Annotated in this window: 11 protein-coding genes; 5 read left to right on the forward strand and 6 right to left on the reverse strand. The window is 65.0% G+C overall.

The features are described from left to right. Positions 1 to 59: 59 nt before the first annotated feature. A complete protein-coding gene (locus IVA75_RS18520) occupies positions 60 to 1685 on the reverse strand; it encodes an MFS transporter (protein ID WP_247283177.1) in 1626 nt (541 codons plus the stop codon). A gap of 343 nt (positions 1686 to 2028) precedes the next feature. On the opposite strand from IVA75_RS18520, the gene IVA75_RS18525 reads away from it, so the two are divergent. Then, complete coding sequence (locus IVA75_RS18525; RefSeq protein WP_247283180.1) at positions 2029 to 2700, forward strand: response regulator transcription factor; 672 nt, start codon at positions 2029 to 2031, stop codon at positions 2698 to 2700. Between the two features lie 400 nt (positions 2701 to 3100). On the opposite strand, the gene IVA75_RS18530 is transcribed toward IVA75_RS18525, so the two are convergent. Beyond that, complete coding sequence (locus IVA75_RS18530; RefSeq protein ID WP_247283182.1) at positions 3101 to 5941, reverse strand: winged helix-turn-helix domain-containing protein; 2841 nt, start codon at positions 5939 to 5941, stop codon at positions 3101 to 3103. A gap of 200 nt (positions 5942 to 6141) precedes the next feature. On the opposite strand from IVA75_RS18530, the gene IVA75_RS18535 reads away from it, so the two are divergent. The 3 genes from IVA75_RS18535 (at position 6142) to IVA75_RS18545 (ending at position 8258) form a co-directional block, all read left to right on the forward strand. Next, positions 6142 to 6561: an organic hydroperoxide resistance protein gene (locus tag IVA75_RS18535; protein WP_027570050.1), complete on the forward strand. Its 420-nt coding sequence runs from the start codon at positions 6142 to 6144 to the stop codon at positions 6559 to 6561. A gap of 37 nt (positions 6562 to 6598) precedes the next feature. Then, positions 6599 to 7630, forward strand: a complete 1032-nt coding sequence (locus tag IVA75_RS18540; RefSeq protein ID WP_247283184.1) for an alpha/beta hydrolase — start codon at positions 6599 to 6601, stop codon at positions 7628 to 7630. A gap of 76 nt (positions 7631 to 7706) precedes the next feature. Next, on the forward strand, positions 7707 to 8258 hold the full coding sequence (locus IVA75_RS18545) for a cytochrome P460 family protein (RefSeq protein WP_247283186.1): 552 nt from the start codon (positions 7707 to 7709) through the stop codon (positions 8256 to 8258). Between the two features lie 10 nt (positions 8259 to 8268). Here IVA75_RS18545 and IVA75_RS18550 read toward each other — a convergent pair whose 3' ends face one another. The 3 genes from IVA75_RS18550 to IVA75_RS40015 all read right to left on the reverse strand — a co-directional run bounded on the left by IVA75_RS18550 (position 8269) and on the right by IVA75_RS40015 (position 13564). Further along, positions 8269 to 11778, reverse strand: coding sequence for a PAS domain-containing hybrid sensor histidine kinase/response regulator (locus IVA75_RS18550; protein ID WP_247283188.1), 3510 nt, complete (start codon positions 11776 to 11778; stop codon positions 8269 to 8271). 144 nt (positions 11779 to 11922) lie between these two features. Next, positions 11923 to 13152, reverse strand: coding sequence for a 5-aminolevulinate synthase (gene hemA, locus IVA75_RS18555; protein WP_247283189.1), 1230 nt, complete (start codon positions 13150 to 13152; stop codon positions 11923 to 11925). 190 nt (positions 13153 to 13342) lie between these two features. Continuing rightward, positions 13343 to 13564 (reverse strand): HEAT repeat domain-containing protein, encoded by a 222-nt coding sequence (locus IVA75_RS40015; protein ID WP_247359433.1) that lies wholly within the window; start codon positions 13562 to 13564, stop codon positions 13343 to 13345. Between the two features lie 56 nt (positions 13565 to 13620). Between IVA75_RS40015 and IVA75_RS18565 the strand changes: the two genes are divergently transcribed. Beyond that, positions 13621 to 13887, forward strand: a complete 267-nt coding sequence (locus IVA75_RS18565; RefSeq protein ID WP_247359435.1) for a hypothetical protein — start codon at positions 13621 to 13623, stop codon at positions 13885 to 13887. 88 nt (positions 13888 to 13975) lie between these two features. On the opposite strand, the gene IVA75_RS18570 is transcribed toward IVA75_RS18565, so the two are convergent. Next, a complete protein-coding gene (locus IVA75_RS18570; RefSeq protein ID WP_027515291.1) occupies positions 13976 to 15037 on the reverse strand; it encodes an MBL fold metallo-hydrolase in 1062 nt (353 codons plus the stop codon). Between the last annotated feature and the right edge of the window lie 8 nt (positions 15038 to 15045).

Raw genomic sequence — 15045 nt, forward strand, 5'->3', positions numbered from 1 at the left:
CAAAACAAAACCGGCCGCGGAGACCGCGGCCGGTTGGTGTTGATCTGGATCTGCGTCGATCAGGTCGACTTGATATCGACGTCCTTGGTCTCCGGCAGGAAGAACAAGCCGATCACGACGGTAATCGACGCGAAGATGACCGGATACCAGAGGCCCGCATAGATATCGCCCGTCGAGGCCACGATGGCGAAGGCGGTCGCCGGCAGCAGGCCGCCGAACCAGCCGTTACCGATGTGGTAGGGCAGCGACATCGAGGTGTAGCGGATGCGGGTCGGGAACAGTTCGACCAGCATCGCGGCGATCGGGCCGTACACCATGGTGACGAAGAGCACCAGGACGAACAGCAGTCCGACGACCGCGGCCACCTGCGGACGGAAGATGTCGAACGGATGCGCCATCTTCACGATGCCCGCATCGCCGGGCTTCGGATAGCCGGCTCCCTGCACGGCGGCGAGGACTGCCGGGTTGCCGTCCTTGGCGTTGGCGTAGGCAACTTCCTTGCCGTTGACCATCACCTTCACGCCGGAGCCTGCCGCACCCGGCGTGGTCGAGTACTTGACCGACGACTGCGACAGATAGGCACGTGCGGTGTCGCAAGGCGAGGTGAAGACGCGGGTGCCGACCGGGTTGAACAAGTCGCCGCAACCTGCGGGATCCGCCACCACGTCGACCTTGACCGTCTCGATCGCTTTTTCCAGCGCCGGGTTGGCGTTGGTGGTGATCATCTTGAAGATCGGGAAGAAGGTCAGCGCCGCGATCAGACAGCCGCCGAGGATGATCGGCTTGCGGCCGATCCTGTCGGAGAGCATGCCGAACACGATGAAGAAGCCGGTGCCGAGCAGGAGCGACCAGGCGATCAGCAGGTTGGCAGTGTAGCCGTCGACCTTGAGGATCGATTGCAGGAAGAACAGCGCGTAGAACTGGCCGGTGTACCAGACCACGCCCTGGCCCATCACGCCGCCAAGCAGCGCCAGCAGCACGAGCTTGCCGTTCTGCCAGTTGCCGAAGGCTTCCGTCAGCGGGGCCTTCGAACTCTTCCCCTCGTCCTTCATCTTCTGGAAGATCGGGGATTCGTTGAGGCGAAGCCGGATCCAGACCGAAACGCCGAGCAGCAGCACGGAGACCAGGAACGGAATGCGCCAGCCCCATGCCGCGAACTCGGGTTCGCCGAGCGCGGAGCGCGTGAACAGGATCACCAGCAGCGACAGGAACAGGCCGAGCGTCGCCGTGGTCTGGATGAAGGAGGTGTAGTAGCCGCGCTTGCCGTTCGGAGCATGCTCCGCGACGTAGGTGGCCGCACCGCCATACTCACCGCCGAGCGCCAGGCCCTGGGCGAGACGCAGCGCGATCAGGATGATCGGGGCCGCGATGCCGATGGTCGCCGCGTTGGGCAGCAGGCCGACGATGAAGGTCGACAGACCCATGATCAGGATGGTGACGAGGAAGGTGTATTTGCGGCCGACGATGTCGCCGACACGGCCGAACACGATCGCGCCGAACGGGCGCACCAGGAAGCCCGCCGCGAAGGCCAGCAGCGCGAAGATGTCGCGGGTTGCCGGCGGATAGGCCGAGAAGAACTGCGCGCCGATGATGCCGGCCAGCGAACCGTAGAGATAGAAATCGTACCACTCGAAGACGGTACCGAGCGAGGAGGCGAGAATGACGAACCGTTCGTCCTTCGTCATCCCTCCCGCGCCTGCTTGAGACACAGCCATTGTCGACATATTGAGTCGCTCCCCAAAAAATCGTTTCCTCGCGTCCTGGATGTCCGGTCATGCCGGATCAACCCAAGCCTTGTCCCCAAGGTAACATTGGCGTGAAACCCGCCCCAATACGACTTTCGGCCTTTCGCACTGACGCGCACCTGACGTCGCGGGCGTTCCATTCGGCAACATAGTGCCGGCATGTGGATTAACCCCGTTGCCGCAAAGGGATAATGTCCACTTGCATGCCACGGCTGGTCGGGAAACAATTGACCGAGGCCCCGCGCCGGCCTACTGGCCCGGTGCGATTGCCAGCAAGAGAACGATGAACGCTCCCTCGACCCATCTCGTCATTGCCGATGACCATCCATTGTTCCGCGCCGCGCTGCGGCAGGCGGTGGCGGGCGTCCTGAGCTCGGCCAAGATCGACGAGGCTGGATCGTTCGAGGATTTGACCAAGCTTTTGGAACAGACCTCCGACGTCGACCTTATCCTGCTCGACCTCTCAATGCCCGGGATCTCCGGCTTTTCAGGCCTGATCTATCTGCGCGCGCAATATCCGGCGATCCCGGTGGTGATCGTCTCCGCTTCCGACGATAGCGCCACGATCCGCCGCTCGCTCGATTTCGGCGCCTCCGGTTTCATTCCGAAGCGATTCGGCGTCGAGACCTTGCGCGACGCCATCCTCAAGGTGATGGAGGGCGACGTCTGGGTTCCGGCAGACACCGATCTGTCGGCCGTCGCCGATCCCGACATGACGCGCCTGCGCGACCGGCTGGTGACGCTGACGCCGCAGCAGGTCCGGGTCCTGATGATGCTGTCGGAGGGGTTGCTCAACAAGCAGATCGCCTATGAGCTTGGCGTCTCCGAGGCCACCATCAAGGCGCATGTCTCGGCGATCCTGCAAAAGCTCGGCGTCGAAAGCCGGACCCAAGCCGTGATCGCCGCCGCGAAGATCGCCGGCGGCCAATGGAAGCAGGGCACCCAGACGGGGTGAGTATGGAGCGAGCGTCCCGTAGCCCGGATGCGCTCGCTGTGTCGCCCTTCTGTCAGTCCGCGCTCGCAAAAATATTCCACTTTACCGAAATTCGGTTTTGACGTATGTGTCGGCCATCCCGGCTCATTCTTGAGGGGCGATCTTGTGGTCGTCATGTTCGCGAGCCGGGCTTGCGGTGGACGCGGCAGCGTTTGGGTGCGAGAGGCTAAGGGCAGGGCGGATTGCTCTCCGTGAGCCCAAGGCTGCGTTCCGACGAGCGGCGCTGCTAGGCTTCGACGGTGCGCTGCAGAGCCGGGGCCCATGTCGCTGCATTGTACCGTGTCGCTTGTGGATCCCGGCTCTGCGCAGCAGCGCAAGAGCCTTGCAGTGCGCCCGGGACACGAGCGGCACCGAGTCCGCGTCATAATGTTTGCAACAACTTGTCGGCGGCCCGGATATCCGCTGTCTCCGAGCCCGCGGCGAAGCCTTCATACGCAGATTGAAGCCACCGCCTCGCTTCCTCGCGCCGGCCGCGTTCGGCAAGGAGACCGGCGAGATCGATCGCGGCCCGCAGCTCCCAGGCTTTGGCGCCTTTGCGACGACTCAATTCCAGTGATTGGACGAAGTGGGCTTCTGCTTGATCAGCGTCGGGCTTGGGCCTCGCCAAGAGAACCCTTCCCTTCATGCGCAGCAGCTCGGGCATGTACAGATGATCGCCGCTTTGCTCGACGAGGCGGATCGCATCGTCGATCAGGGACGCACTCCGCTCGATCTGCCCAAGCGCCATCAAGCCCTGAACAAGCGCGATGTTGAACGTCGTGGTGAGCAGCTCGTAGCCGGCATCGTGGAGCTCACGCAGACACGTCCCGATCGTCTCGACGCCTTCGGCGGCATGGCCGCGCCGGATCGCCAGTTCGCCTTTGACGCCGCGGCCTACCGCAAGATAGGGGCCCATGGAGCGCGATTCGGCATGGGCGATGAAGCGGTCGATGTTCTCTTCCGCGGCATCGAGGTCTCCGCTCCAGAGATCGATCGAGACCGCCCAGATCAACGCAATGCAGAGCGTGATCGGATGGTCCATCTGCGCGGCCTCGACGACCGTCTGTCGGGCCAGTTGCAGCGCATCCGCGGGGCGGCCCTGCAACCAGAACTCGCGCGCGAGCGAGATGCCGGTCCGGTTGCGGTGATCGAAGCCGTAGACGGTGCTGATCCGTTCCGTGCCCGGCCCATGCCAGGCGGCCTCCAGCATCGTCAGCGCGTCGCGATGCTCGCCGGCAAGATGCAAGGAGACACCGAGGAGCGAATGGGCGAGGGCGAGGGAGGCGGCCCCGCCGAGTGTCCCGGCGACCGTAAGGCTTTGCTGCGCATAGCCGAGCGCGGCGTCGAACTGTCCCATGCGCTCGTGGAAGATATGCATGCGCCCGAGCAGCTGGAGCTGGTTCGGCGCGTCGCCGCGCGCCTCGGCGATCGCAAGGCTCCGGCTCAACGCGGCACGCGCCGCTTCGCTGCCGCCGCGCGTGAACATCAAGGTCAGTCCGAGAGCGGCCTGGATGTGCATTTCCTCGGCGCCGCCGCGCGAGGAGGGATCGATCGCAAGCAGCGCCCGTTCAGACCAGCGCCGGCACTCGACCAGCAACGACATCGCGAGAAAAATTGGCGCTGCAGCTGCGGCCAGTGCAATGCCGATGCTGGCATCGCCGTCCGTGCCAAAACACCAGTCCAGCGCCGCGCGCACGTTGTGAAGCGCGGAGAAGTGGATCGCGCGCTCGTCGGCGCTCGGCACCGTGGCCCACGTCGTGCCGGCCTGCTCCAGCCATTGCCGGTAATAGGTCGCATGCCGGGCGGCGAGCGCCGCGTCATCAGGCTCGATCTCGAGCAGATAGGCGCGCGTCGTGTCGAGCAGACGGTAACGCATCATGGCGCCGATCGGCCGCGCCGCGACCATCGACTTGGCCACCAGGCCGTCGATGGCGTCGAACAGGCGGGAGCGGTCGACACGTTCGTCCGGCACGATCTCGAGTGCGGCGTCGATGGTGAAGTGACCGGCGAAAACCGCGAGCCTGCGTAGCACGAGGCGTTCGATGTCGGACAAGAGCCCGTAGCTCCATGCCAGCGTCGCCTGCAACGTCTTTTGTCGCGGCGGCGCCGTGCGCTGGCCCTGCCAGAGCAGATTGAGGCGCTCGTCGAGCAGTGCTGCGGTCTGCTCCAGGCCGTAGGCTTCGACGCGGCCGGCGGCGAGTTCGATCGCCAGCGCCATGCCGTCGAGCTTGCGGCAGATCCCGGCGACGATCGCGGCATTGGCATCGTCGAGCGCGATCTGCGCGCCGCCGGCCGTGGCACGTTCGAGGAAGAGTTGAAGCGCGGGATAAGTCTGCGCAGCGGCCGCCGTCAGCCCAGGATTGTCGGGCGGAACGGCGAGCGGCGCCAAGCGATAGACCTGCTCACCCTCGACCCGCAGGGCTTCGCGGCTCGTCGCCAGGATATGGACATGCGGTGCGGCGTGGAAGATGTCGGCGGCCAGCGGCGCCGCCGTGGCGATGACGTGTTCGCAATTGTCGAGGATCAGCAGCATCCGTTTGTCCCTGAGATGCGCGAGCAGCGCAGGCAGGGGATCCTCGGTTTGCGCCGGCAAGCCCAGCATCAGCAGGATCGAGGTGATCACGAGATCGGGATCGCTCAGCGCGGCAAGATCGACGAAATGTGCGGCGTCGGAAAATGTCGCGAGCAGATCGTGAGCAATCGCAACCGCAACGGCGGTCTTGCCGACACCGCCCGGGCCGGTGATCGTGACGAAGCGGGAGCCGACGAGCCTGTCGTAGACGGCGGCGACCGCATCGTCGCGCCCGACCATCCGTTGCAGCCGGTTCGGCAGTTTGACGGGCGGCAATTCCGTTCGCGCGGCGGTGCGCCGCTCTGCCGGGATATTCACCTGCGAGATTAGCGCCACGAAGCAATAGCCGCGGCCGGAGAGTGTGGTGATGTAGCGGGCACCGTCCTTGCCGTCGCCAAGGGCCTTACGAAGCGCCGCGACGTGAAAGCGGAGATTGGCGTCCTCGACCGTCATGCCGGGCCACACCAGCGCCATCAGATCATACTTGCTGACGACCTGGTTCGGCCGCGACATCAGTGCGAGCAGCGTGTCGAAGGCCTTTGCGCCGAGCGGCAGCGCGACGCCATCGCGGGTCACGAGTCTTTCATTTGGCATCACGGTGAATGGCCCAAACGAGAGGGTTCCCGTTGCGGTGTCGGCCGGCTCGGTCATGGCGAAATCCTGATCCTTTCGAACGGACCGGATAGCCAGATGACCGCAATCCGGCAAGACCGTTCCCCGCGTCGCGATCAGACTGCGCTTGCAGGCCCCTGTGAGGCGCGCGAGCGGAGACCTCACAACTTCTCACAAGTCCCAACGGGTGTGTCGCGGCAGCCGCTGCTAGTCACTTGTGCGACGGCAAGGAGACCTTCATGACCCAGGCGGCAAAGTTGCTTTACACGGCCCGGACCCACACCAGCGGCGGGCGACAGGACGGGATATCTCGCAGTTCCGACGGCCGCCTGGATGTCAAGCTGTCGCCGCCGGGCGGCACCGGCATCGGTACCAATCCCGAGCAATTGTTCGCGGCCGGCTGGTCGGCCTGCTTCGAGGGCGCGATGGAGATCGCGGCCCGCAAGCGGAAGATCGAGCTCCCCAGGAAATGCGCGATAGATGCGGAGATCGACCTGGTGCTCGACGAGGGCGCCTATTCCCTCAGGGCACGCCTCGATGTCAGCCTGCCCGGCCTCGATCGCGAGATCGCGCGCGGGATCGTCGATGAGGCGCATCAGACCTGTCCCTATTCCAAGGCCGTCCGCGGCAACATCGACGTCACGGTCGCGCTGATCTGACGGCACCACCTCCAACCATCAACAAGGTAGCACCATCATGAAACAGATCATCGACCAGCACCGCCGCCAGTTTTTCGGCATCGCCGCGGGAACTGTCGCCGCCGGCCTCGGCGTGATCGGCCTCGCCCGCGCCGAATCGGAAGCGCCGCGCTCGGCCGCGACGAATGCGCCGTTCGGCGCGATCAAGCAGATCGATGCCGGCGTCCTCAACGTCGGCTACGCCGAGGCCGGTCCCGCGAGCGGTCCCGTCGCGATCCTGCTGCACGGCTGGCCCTACGACATTCACGCCTTCGTCGACGTCGCGCCGATCCTGGCAAAGGCCGGTTATCGCGTCATCATTCCCTATCTCCGTGGTTACGGCTCGACCCACTTCCTCTCCGCCGAGACGCCGCGCAACGGCGAACCTGCAGCAATGGCCGTCGACATCATCGCACTGATGGACAAGCTCGACATCAAGAAGGCGGTTGTCGCCGGCTTCGACTGGGGCGCGCGTACCGCCGACATCATCGCCGCGCTGTGGCCGGATCGCTGTCGTGCGCTGGTGTCGGTCAGCGGCTATCTGATCTCCAGCCAGGCCGCAGGCAACGCGCCGCTGCCGCCGTCGGCCGAGCTGCAATGGTGGTACCAGTTTTACTTCGCGACCGAGCGCGGCCGCGCCGGATACGAGAAGTACACGCATGATTTCGCAAAACTGATCTGGAAGCTGGCTTCGCCGCAGTGGAAGTTCGACGACGCCACTTTCGATCGCAGCGCGGCGGCGCTGGACAACAAGGATCATGTCGCGATCACGATTCACAATTACCGCTGGCGGCTCGGGCTCGCCCAGGGCGAAGCGAAGTACGAGGAGCTCGAAAAGAAGCTCGCCGCAGCTCCCGTCATCAGCGTCCCGGCGATCACGATGGAAGGCGACGCCAACGGCGCGCCGCATCCCGATCCAAGCGCCTATGCCAAGAAATTCTCGGGCCGGTACGACTATCGCCTGATTACCGGCGGCATCGGCCACAATCTGCCGCAGGAAGCACCGGAAGCCTTTGCCAAGGCCGTGATCGACGCCGACGGCGGTGCCTGAGAATTTTTTTGGCAGCACCTCGGTCCGGCAAGGCCGGGCCCAGGCCTGATATGCGATCGCAGCTCAGTGAGGCGTCATGACGACAATGAAATCTGAAAAGTCAAAATTTCCATCGTCTACGACGATGATCGTGGTGGCCGTGCTCCTCCTCGTCGTTGTCCTGACCTGCGTGCCGTATCTGGTCACGATCGCTTTCGCGCAGGGCGAGGCCGATGCCTCGCCGATCTTCGGCGTAACTGTCCCGGAAGGCTACAAGCAGTGGGAGCTGATCGCGCCGGCCGAAGAGGCGGCTCCCTTGGACGAGCTGCGTGCCGTCGTCGGCAACAGCACCGCGATCGATGCCTATCAAGGCGGCAAGCTTCCGTTCCCGGACGGCACAATTCTGGTCAAACGCGCCTGGAAGCGGAAGCAATCCCCCGAATTTGCGTCCGCGACGATTCCCGGTGAGGCCACCACCGTCCAGGTGATGGTCAAGGATTCCAGAAAATATGCCTCGACCGGCGGCTGGGGATTTGGTCGCTTCGTCAACGGCAGGCCGGTCGACGAGGCTCAGCATCGCACCTGCTTCGCCTGCCACGAAGCTCGTGTGAAGAGCCGCGACTACGTGTTTACGAGGCTTGCGCCCTGAGAGCGGAGGCTCACTCCGCCGCCACCATCTGCTGCGTGCGCCACTGGCCGAGCAGGGCGCGGAGCGAAGCCGGCTTGACCGGCTTGTTGAGCACCGCGACCTTTTCGTCGCGCGCAGCCATTTGCACGGCGGGGCTACGGTCGGCGGTGATGAGGATCGCGGGAATGCCGTCACCGAAGCGGCGGCGGATGTCGCGGATCGCGGCGATGCCGTTGCCGCGGTCGAGATGGTAGTCGACCAGCAGGCCGGTCACGCGGCGGCCGGCAGTTTCGATCGCGGCGATCGCACCCTCGGGATCGGCGACCGCGATCACTTCGGCGTCCCACGCCTTCAGTAGCGTGCGCATGCCGTCGAGGATCGCGGCGTCGTTCTCGATGCAGACGATCAGGGTCCCCGAGATCGAGGTGCGTGCGAGCGGCGTTGCGCTGGTCACGGCCGCTGTGTGGGTGATCGCCTTCGCCGTCGGCACCGTCACGGAAAAAACCGAGCCGCCGCCGACATTGGAATCGATGGCGATGTCGTGCTTGAGCACGCGCGCCAACCGCTCGACGATCGACAGGCCAAGGCCGAGGCCGCGGGCGATCCGCGCGCCCTGCTCGAGGCGGTGGAATTCCTTGAAGATCTCGCTGCGCTTGACCGTCGGGATGCCGACACCGGTGTCGTAGACGCAGATCTTGAGCGAGGCGCCGCGGCGGCGGCAGCCGACCAGCACGCGCCCGCGCGGGGTATATTTGATCGCGTTGGAGATCAGGTTCTGGAGCAGCCGCCGCAGCAGGAGACGATCCGACTCGACGGGCAGCGAGCACGGCACGAAGACGAGCGCCAGATTCTTGGCGCGTGCGATCGGAGCGAACTCGATCTCCAGCGAGCGCATCAGATCGGCCATCTTGAAGCTCGAGATCGAGGTCGTCATCGCGCCGGCGTCGAGCCGGGAGATGTCGAGCAGCGCGCCGAGGATCTCCTCGATCGCCTGGAGCGATTCGTCGATATTCTCGACCAGTCGCGTCTCCTCGCCGCTGTGCTGGCGCTCGACCAGGCTCGTGACATAGAGCCGCGCCGCGTTCAGCGGCTGGAGAATGTCGTGGCTGGCGGCGGCGAGAAAGCGCGTCTTGGAGATGCTGGCGTCTTCGGCCGCGCTCTTGGCCAACGCCAGCTCGGAATTCAGCCGGGTCAGCTCCTCGGTGCGGTCGCGCACCCGCTTTTCCAGTGTCGCATTGGCGCGCTCCAGCGCTTCGGCCGCCTCGAACGTGGGTGTGACGTCGGTGAAGGTGATGACGAAGCCGCCGCCGGGCATGCGGTTGGTCAAGATCTCGATCACCATGTGGCGGTCGGGCAGGCGCTCGAGATAAGGCTCGCCGTCGGTGGTGTAAGCCACCAGCCGGCGCTCCAGCATGGCCTCGCGCTCGATCGGATCGGCCGGCTCGCTCACGCCCATGAATTCCAGGATTTCACGCAACGGCGTGCCGAACTGGATGAAATGCGGGGGAACGTTGAGGAGATCGCCGAACTGCCGGTTCGAGCAGATCAGTTGCAGATCGGCATCGAACACCGCGATGCCCTGGCGCACATGGTTGAGCGCGGTCTGGAGGATCTCGCGGTTGAAATGAAGCGCCGCATGGGAATCGTCGAGCAGTTTTAGCGCCGCCTTGGCGGAGACCGTCCGCTTGCGCAGCAGGAGCGACATCACGAGACGCGAGGAGGCCGCCCCGATCGAGGAGGCGATCAGGTGCTCGGCGTGCTGCAGCAGCTCGAAATCGGCGGGCGCCCCGGATTCCAGCCGCACATTGCGCCGCGCGGAGAATGCCTCGAACGAATGCCGCGCGCGGTCAGGCCCCAGATATTGCGCCACCGTGGTCTGGATGTCCTGCACCGTGACGGTGGTGCGCCAACGGCGGAAGTTCGGGGAGATCGGCGCGAGCGTGTTGGGGACGAACAGATCGGCCTGCACCAGCTCGATCGAAGACGGCCGGCGCGCCAGCGACAGCAGCACATAGGTGAGGATGTTGAGCGACAGCGACCAGACCACGCCGTGCATCAGCGGCGGCAAATCGGCGCCGAACAGCGCCTGCGGCCGCAGCGCCTCGATCCCGAACGGGCCGTGCTGGAGCAGCAGGATGCCCGCCGTGGAAGTATCCATGAAGCTCGGGATGAACAGCGTGTAGAGCCACACCGCGAAGCCGACCAGCATGCCGCCGATCGCGCCGCGCGCGGTCGCTCGCCGCCACAGCAATCCGCCGAAGAAGCTTGGTGCAAGCTGGGCGATGGCGGCAAAAGACAGGAGCCCGATCGCCGCGAGCTGGGTGTTGCCGAGCGCGCGATAGTAGAAATAGGCCATCACCATGATGGCGAAGATCGCGAGCCGGCGCGAGCGCAGCAGGAAGTCGCTGAAATCGGCGCCGCCGGTGCGCCCCTCGGGCCGTCGTTGCAGCACCAGGGGCACCACGAGATCGTTCGAGACCATGATGGAGAGCGCGACGCATTCGACGATCACCATCGCGGTCGCCGCCGACAGCCCGCCGACGAAGACGGCGACGCTGAGCAGATCCGCGCCGCCCTCCATCGGCAGCGCCAGCACGTACATGTCAGGATCGGCAGCGCCGAACGGGAAGCTGACGAGGCCGGCGAACGCGATCGGGATCACGAACAGATTGATGGCGACGAGATAGAGCGGAAACAGCCAGCGCGCGCGGCCGACCTCGGCGTCCGAGGAATTCTCCACTACGCTGACGTGGAACTGGCGCGGCAGCAGCATGATCGCGCACAGCGACAGCAGCGTCATGGTCAGGAAGTTGCCGATCGACGGCGAATAGTTGATGAGGCGGACCGCCTCCGGCGTCTTCATCGCGCGCTCGATCAGTTCGTGCGGCGAGAACATCCAGAACGAGACGAAGATGCCCGCGGCGAGGAAGGCGACCAGCTTGATGATGGATTCGGTCGCGACCGCGAGCATCAGGCCGTGCTGGTGCTCGGTGGCGTCCGTCTGCCGCGTGCCGAACAGCACTGCGAAGGCCGCCATCGCCAGCGTCACCATCAGCGCCACGTCGCCGACGATCGGGATGTGGGAGAAGGCCTGGTCTTCGCTCAGGATGGTTTCGAGCGAGGAGGCGACCGCCTTGAGCTGGAGCGCGATGTAGGGCACCGAGCCGATGATGGCGATCAGCGCGACGGTTGCCGCCACCGCCTGGCTCTTGCCGTAGCGCGCACCGATGAAGTCGGCGATCGAGGTGATGTTGTGGGCCTTCGCGAGCTGGATCACGCGGCGGAGCACGCCGGCCCCTAACCCGATCATCAGGATCGGGCCTACATAGATCGCGAGGAAGTCGGTGGAGGTGCGGGTGGCGAAGCCGACCGAGCCGAAGAAGGTCCAGGAGGTGCAGTAGATCGCCAGCGACAGCGGATAGATCAGCCCCGAGGCGCGGCCGCGCCCGGCCGGCGAGCGGCGGTCGCCATGGCTCGCCACCAGGAAAAGGAAGCCGATATAGCCGAAGGCGGCGGCGATCACGCCCCAATCGTGCAGCATGGCGAGCGTGCTTCTCTCTGGGCGCGCTGGCCGCGCCCGATCTCATTTTCCCTGTAAATCTAGCGCGTTGGACGGTCGCAGGCGACAGCGAAATGCCGTGCGGGTGCGGGAACTGGAGTTGTCGTTAAGCAGGACGACCCGGAGCTACTCCGCCGCCAGCGACTTCTGGCGCAGCGGCAGACCCAGGCGGTCCCACACCTGCAGCAGGGCTTCAGCGAGCTGATCGATCAGGCCGTCATCGTGATAGGGCGAGGGCGTGATGCGCAGGCGTTCGGAGCCCTTGGCGACCGTCGGATAGTTGATCGGCTGGATGTAGATGCCGTGCTGCTCGAGCAGGAGGTCGGAGGCCTGCTTGCACTTCTCGGCATCGCCGATGAACAGCGGGACGATATGAGTGTCGCTCGACATCACCGGCAGGCCGGCCGCGTTGAGGATCGCCTTGACCCGGGCGGCGCGATCCTGGTGACGCTCGCGCTCCCAGCTTGACGTCTTCAGATGCTTGATCGCGGCGGTCGCGGCCGAGCAGATCGCCGGCGGCAGCGCGGTGGTGAAGATGAAGCCCGGCGCATAGGAGCGCACCGCGTCGATGATCTGACCGTTGGCGGCGATGTAGCCGCCGAGGCAGCCGAACGCCTTGGCGAGCGTGCCCTCGAGAATGTCGATGCGATGCATCACGCCGTCGCGCTCGGCGATGCCGCCGCCGCGCGGGCCGTACATGCCGACGGCATGGACCTCGTCGACATAGGTCATGGCGCCGTACTTCTCGGCGAGGTCGCAGATCTTGGCGAGCGGGGCGATGTCGCCGTCCATCGAATAGAGGCTCTCGCAGGCGATCAGCTTGGGTCGGCTCGGGCCCGCAGCCTGCAACAGCGCTTCGAGATCGGCGAGGTCGTTGTGGCGGAACACGACCCGCTCGCAGCCGGACTGGCGGATGCCCTCGATCATCGAATTGTGGTTGAGCTCGTCGGACAGGATCAGGCAGTTCGGAATGAGCTTTGCGATGGTCGCGATGCCGGTCTGGTTCGAGACGTAGCCGGACGTGAAGAGCAGCGAGGCTTCCTTGCCGTGGAGATCGGCGAGCTCGGCCTCGAGCTGCACCAGCGGATGATGCGTGCCGGCGATGTTGCGGGTGCCGCCGGCGCCGGTGCCGACGCGGGTCGCGGTCTCGACCATTGCGCCCACCACCTTCGGGTGCTGGCCCATGCCGAGATAATCGTTCGAGCACCAGATCACGACGTCGCGCTTGCCCTTCGGCGAGTGCCAGAGCGCATGCGGGAACCGGCCGGCGATGCGCTCGAGATCGGCGAACACGCGGTAGCGCCGCTCGGTGTGGAGACGATCAAGGGCGGAATTGAAGAACTGGGCGTAATCCATCGTCAAACCTGCAGCGGAACCGACCAAAGACCCGCATATCCTTAGAGCTTTTCCAGCTCCAATGTCTATGCGCTATCCCACATTTGGACCTGCGGGGCATTTGGGCAAAATGCCCTATCGTGCGATTTGAAACTTGATCCGGATCAAGTTCGCGCGAGGCTCAATGTTGCTCTGCACCATTGCGCCCGGGCTAACTGCGCGCCCCGATCGCCTGATGGGCCTGCGCGGCGGACTTGCGCACATGTCCGTCGTCATCGTTCAGCAGCGGGGTCAGCGCAGGCAGGACGTCCGGATCGCCGAAAGTGTTGGCGATCTCGCAGGCCCACAATCGATGCCGGGGAAGCTCATCCCTGAAAAAGCATCGAACAGCAGCCGCCAATTGCCCGCAGCGGCGCCTCGCCGCAAGGTCCACGCGGCTTCCTTCCGAACTCCGATTTCCGGATCGCGCCTGTAGAGATTGAAGATCGAATGGAAATCCGCCTCATGCCAAATCTCAGCAAGGGCGCGAAGCGCGCACCCCCGCGTCGATGCTTCGGGCGCCCTCAGAAGGGGCAGCACGAGATCATGAGCTTCGGCAAGCTTCCATTGCTCGACGATGCCGCAGGCGGTGCGCCTGACGTAATCCGACGTGTCGGAAAAGGCAGCGGCAATGCTCGTGCGGAGTTCATGCCCCCGCTTGTGTTGTCCGATGACCTCGATTGCGGTTCGCCGCACAAAGGCATCGCTCGCCGTTGACAGTGTCCGAAGCTCGCCCAGCGCTTCGTCGTCGTCCCGTGCTAGCAGGTCGCGGATGGCCTCATGGGTCATCGGCGGCCCCTGAAACTCAAGTCGTCCTGAACTGCAACACGCCGTCTTTCATCTCCGCCGTCAGCCGGCCTTCCACGATCATGTAGTTGACGTGGGCGACCAGTTCGCCGGCGGCGAAGCCCATCTGGTGTTCGTCCAGCACGTGCTTGTTAAATACCACGGGCACCAGGGCGCGCGAGGTCTGCGGCACCTCGCGGCAGGCTTCCGCGATCAGGCGGCAGCGCTCCTCGTGGTGATCGGCGAGCTGCTTGATGCGGGTCTTCAGGCCGTAGAACGGCACGCCGTGGCCGGGCAGCACCAGCACGTCATAGGGGAGAGTCGTCGTAAGGCTGGCGAGCGAGGCCAGATATTCGCCGAGCGAGTTCTGATCGGGTTCGACCGCCCACACGCTGACGTTCGGCGAGATCTTGCTCAGCACCTGGTCGGCCGAGAGGAACAGCTTGTCGTCGGCGCAATACAGCATCACCTGGTCGAGCGCGTGACCGCCGCCGGTGATCACCTTGAAGCGGCGCGTGCCGATCACGACGTCCTCGCCATGCGAGATGCGGCGGTAGGACGGGGGCAGCACCGAGACGCGCTTGAGGTAATCCTGGCCGCGGCCGAGCAGTTTTTCGGTGAGCGACTCGTCCATGCCGTGGCGGCGGAAGAACAGCCGCTGCGCTTCCTGCCGCTCCTCGGTGCCGCGGTTCTGGTGATAGACCGATTGCAGATATTCGACCTGCGACATCACCAGCGGGCAGTTGAACCGCTCGACGATCCACCCGGCCAGACCGACATGATCGGGATGGGAATGGGTCACGATCAGGCGCGTGATGTTGACGCCCTTCAGCGGCCCGTCGAACAGCTTCGTCCAGGCTTCGATCGTCTCCTCATTGCCGAAGCCGGCATCGATCATGGCATAGCCGTCGCCGTCGGCGAGCAGGTAGATGTTCACATGGTTGAGGCGGAACGGCAGTTTCAGCCGCGCCCACAACACACCGGGCTTCACCTCGACGACCTGTTCGGGGCCGGGATGCTGTTCCCAGGGATAGCGCAGGGCGTCGGCGGAGGACTGCACGGTGTCGGTCTTTGCGTTCATGCTACCGA

The organism is Bradyrhizobium sp. 134, from assembly GCF_023074155.1.
In the GTDB taxonomy this organism is placed as follows: domain Bacteria; phylum Pseudomonadota; class Alphaproteobacteria; order Rhizobiales; family Xanthobacteraceae; genus Bradyrhizobium.

What these genes read in the sequence shown, in the direction of transcription:
- IVA75_RS18520 (WP_247283177.1), bottom strand. Translation starts at nt 1,685, where the DNA reads ATGACGAAGGACGAACGGTTCGTCATTCTCGCCTCCTCGCTCGGTACC.
- IVA75_RS18525 (WP_247283180.1), top strand. Translation starts at nt 2,029, where the DNA reads ATGAACGCTCCCTCGACCCATCTCGTCATTGCCGATGACCATCCATTG.
- IVA75_RS18530 (WP_247283182.1), bottom strand. Translation starts at nt 5,941, where the DNA reads ATGACCGAGCCGGCCGACACCGCAACGGGAACCCTCTCGTTTGGGCCA.
- IVA75_RS18535 (WP_027570050.1), top strand. Translation starts at nt 6,142, where the DNA reads ATGACCCAGGCGGCAAAGTTGCTTTACACGGCCCGGACCCACACCAGC.
- IVA75_RS18540 (WP_247283184.1), top strand. Translation starts at nt 6,599, where the DNA reads ATGAAACAGATCATCGACCAGCACCGCCGCCAGTTTTTCGGCATCGCC.
- IVA75_RS18545 (WP_247283186.1), top strand. Translation starts at nt 7,707, where the DNA reads ATGACGACAATGAAATCTGAAAAGTCAAAATTTCCATCGTCTACGACG.
- IVA75_RS18550 (WP_247283188.1), bottom strand. Translation starts at nt 11,778, where the DNA reads ATGCTGCACGATTGGGGCGTGATCGCCGCCGCCTTCGGCTATATCGGC.
- hemA (WP_247283189.1), bottom strand. Translation starts at nt 13,152, where the DNA reads ATGGATTACGCCCAGTTCTTCAATTCCGCCCTTGATCGTCTCCACACC.
- IVA75_RS18565 (WP_247359435.1), top strand. Translation starts at nt 13,621, where the DNA reads ATGGAAATCCGCCTCATGCCAAATCTCAGCAAGGGCGCGAAGCGCGCA.
- IVA75_RS18570 (WP_027515291.1), bottom strand. Translation starts at nt 15,037, where the DNA reads ATGAACGCAAAGACCGACACCGTGCAGTCCTCCGCCGACGCCCTGCGC.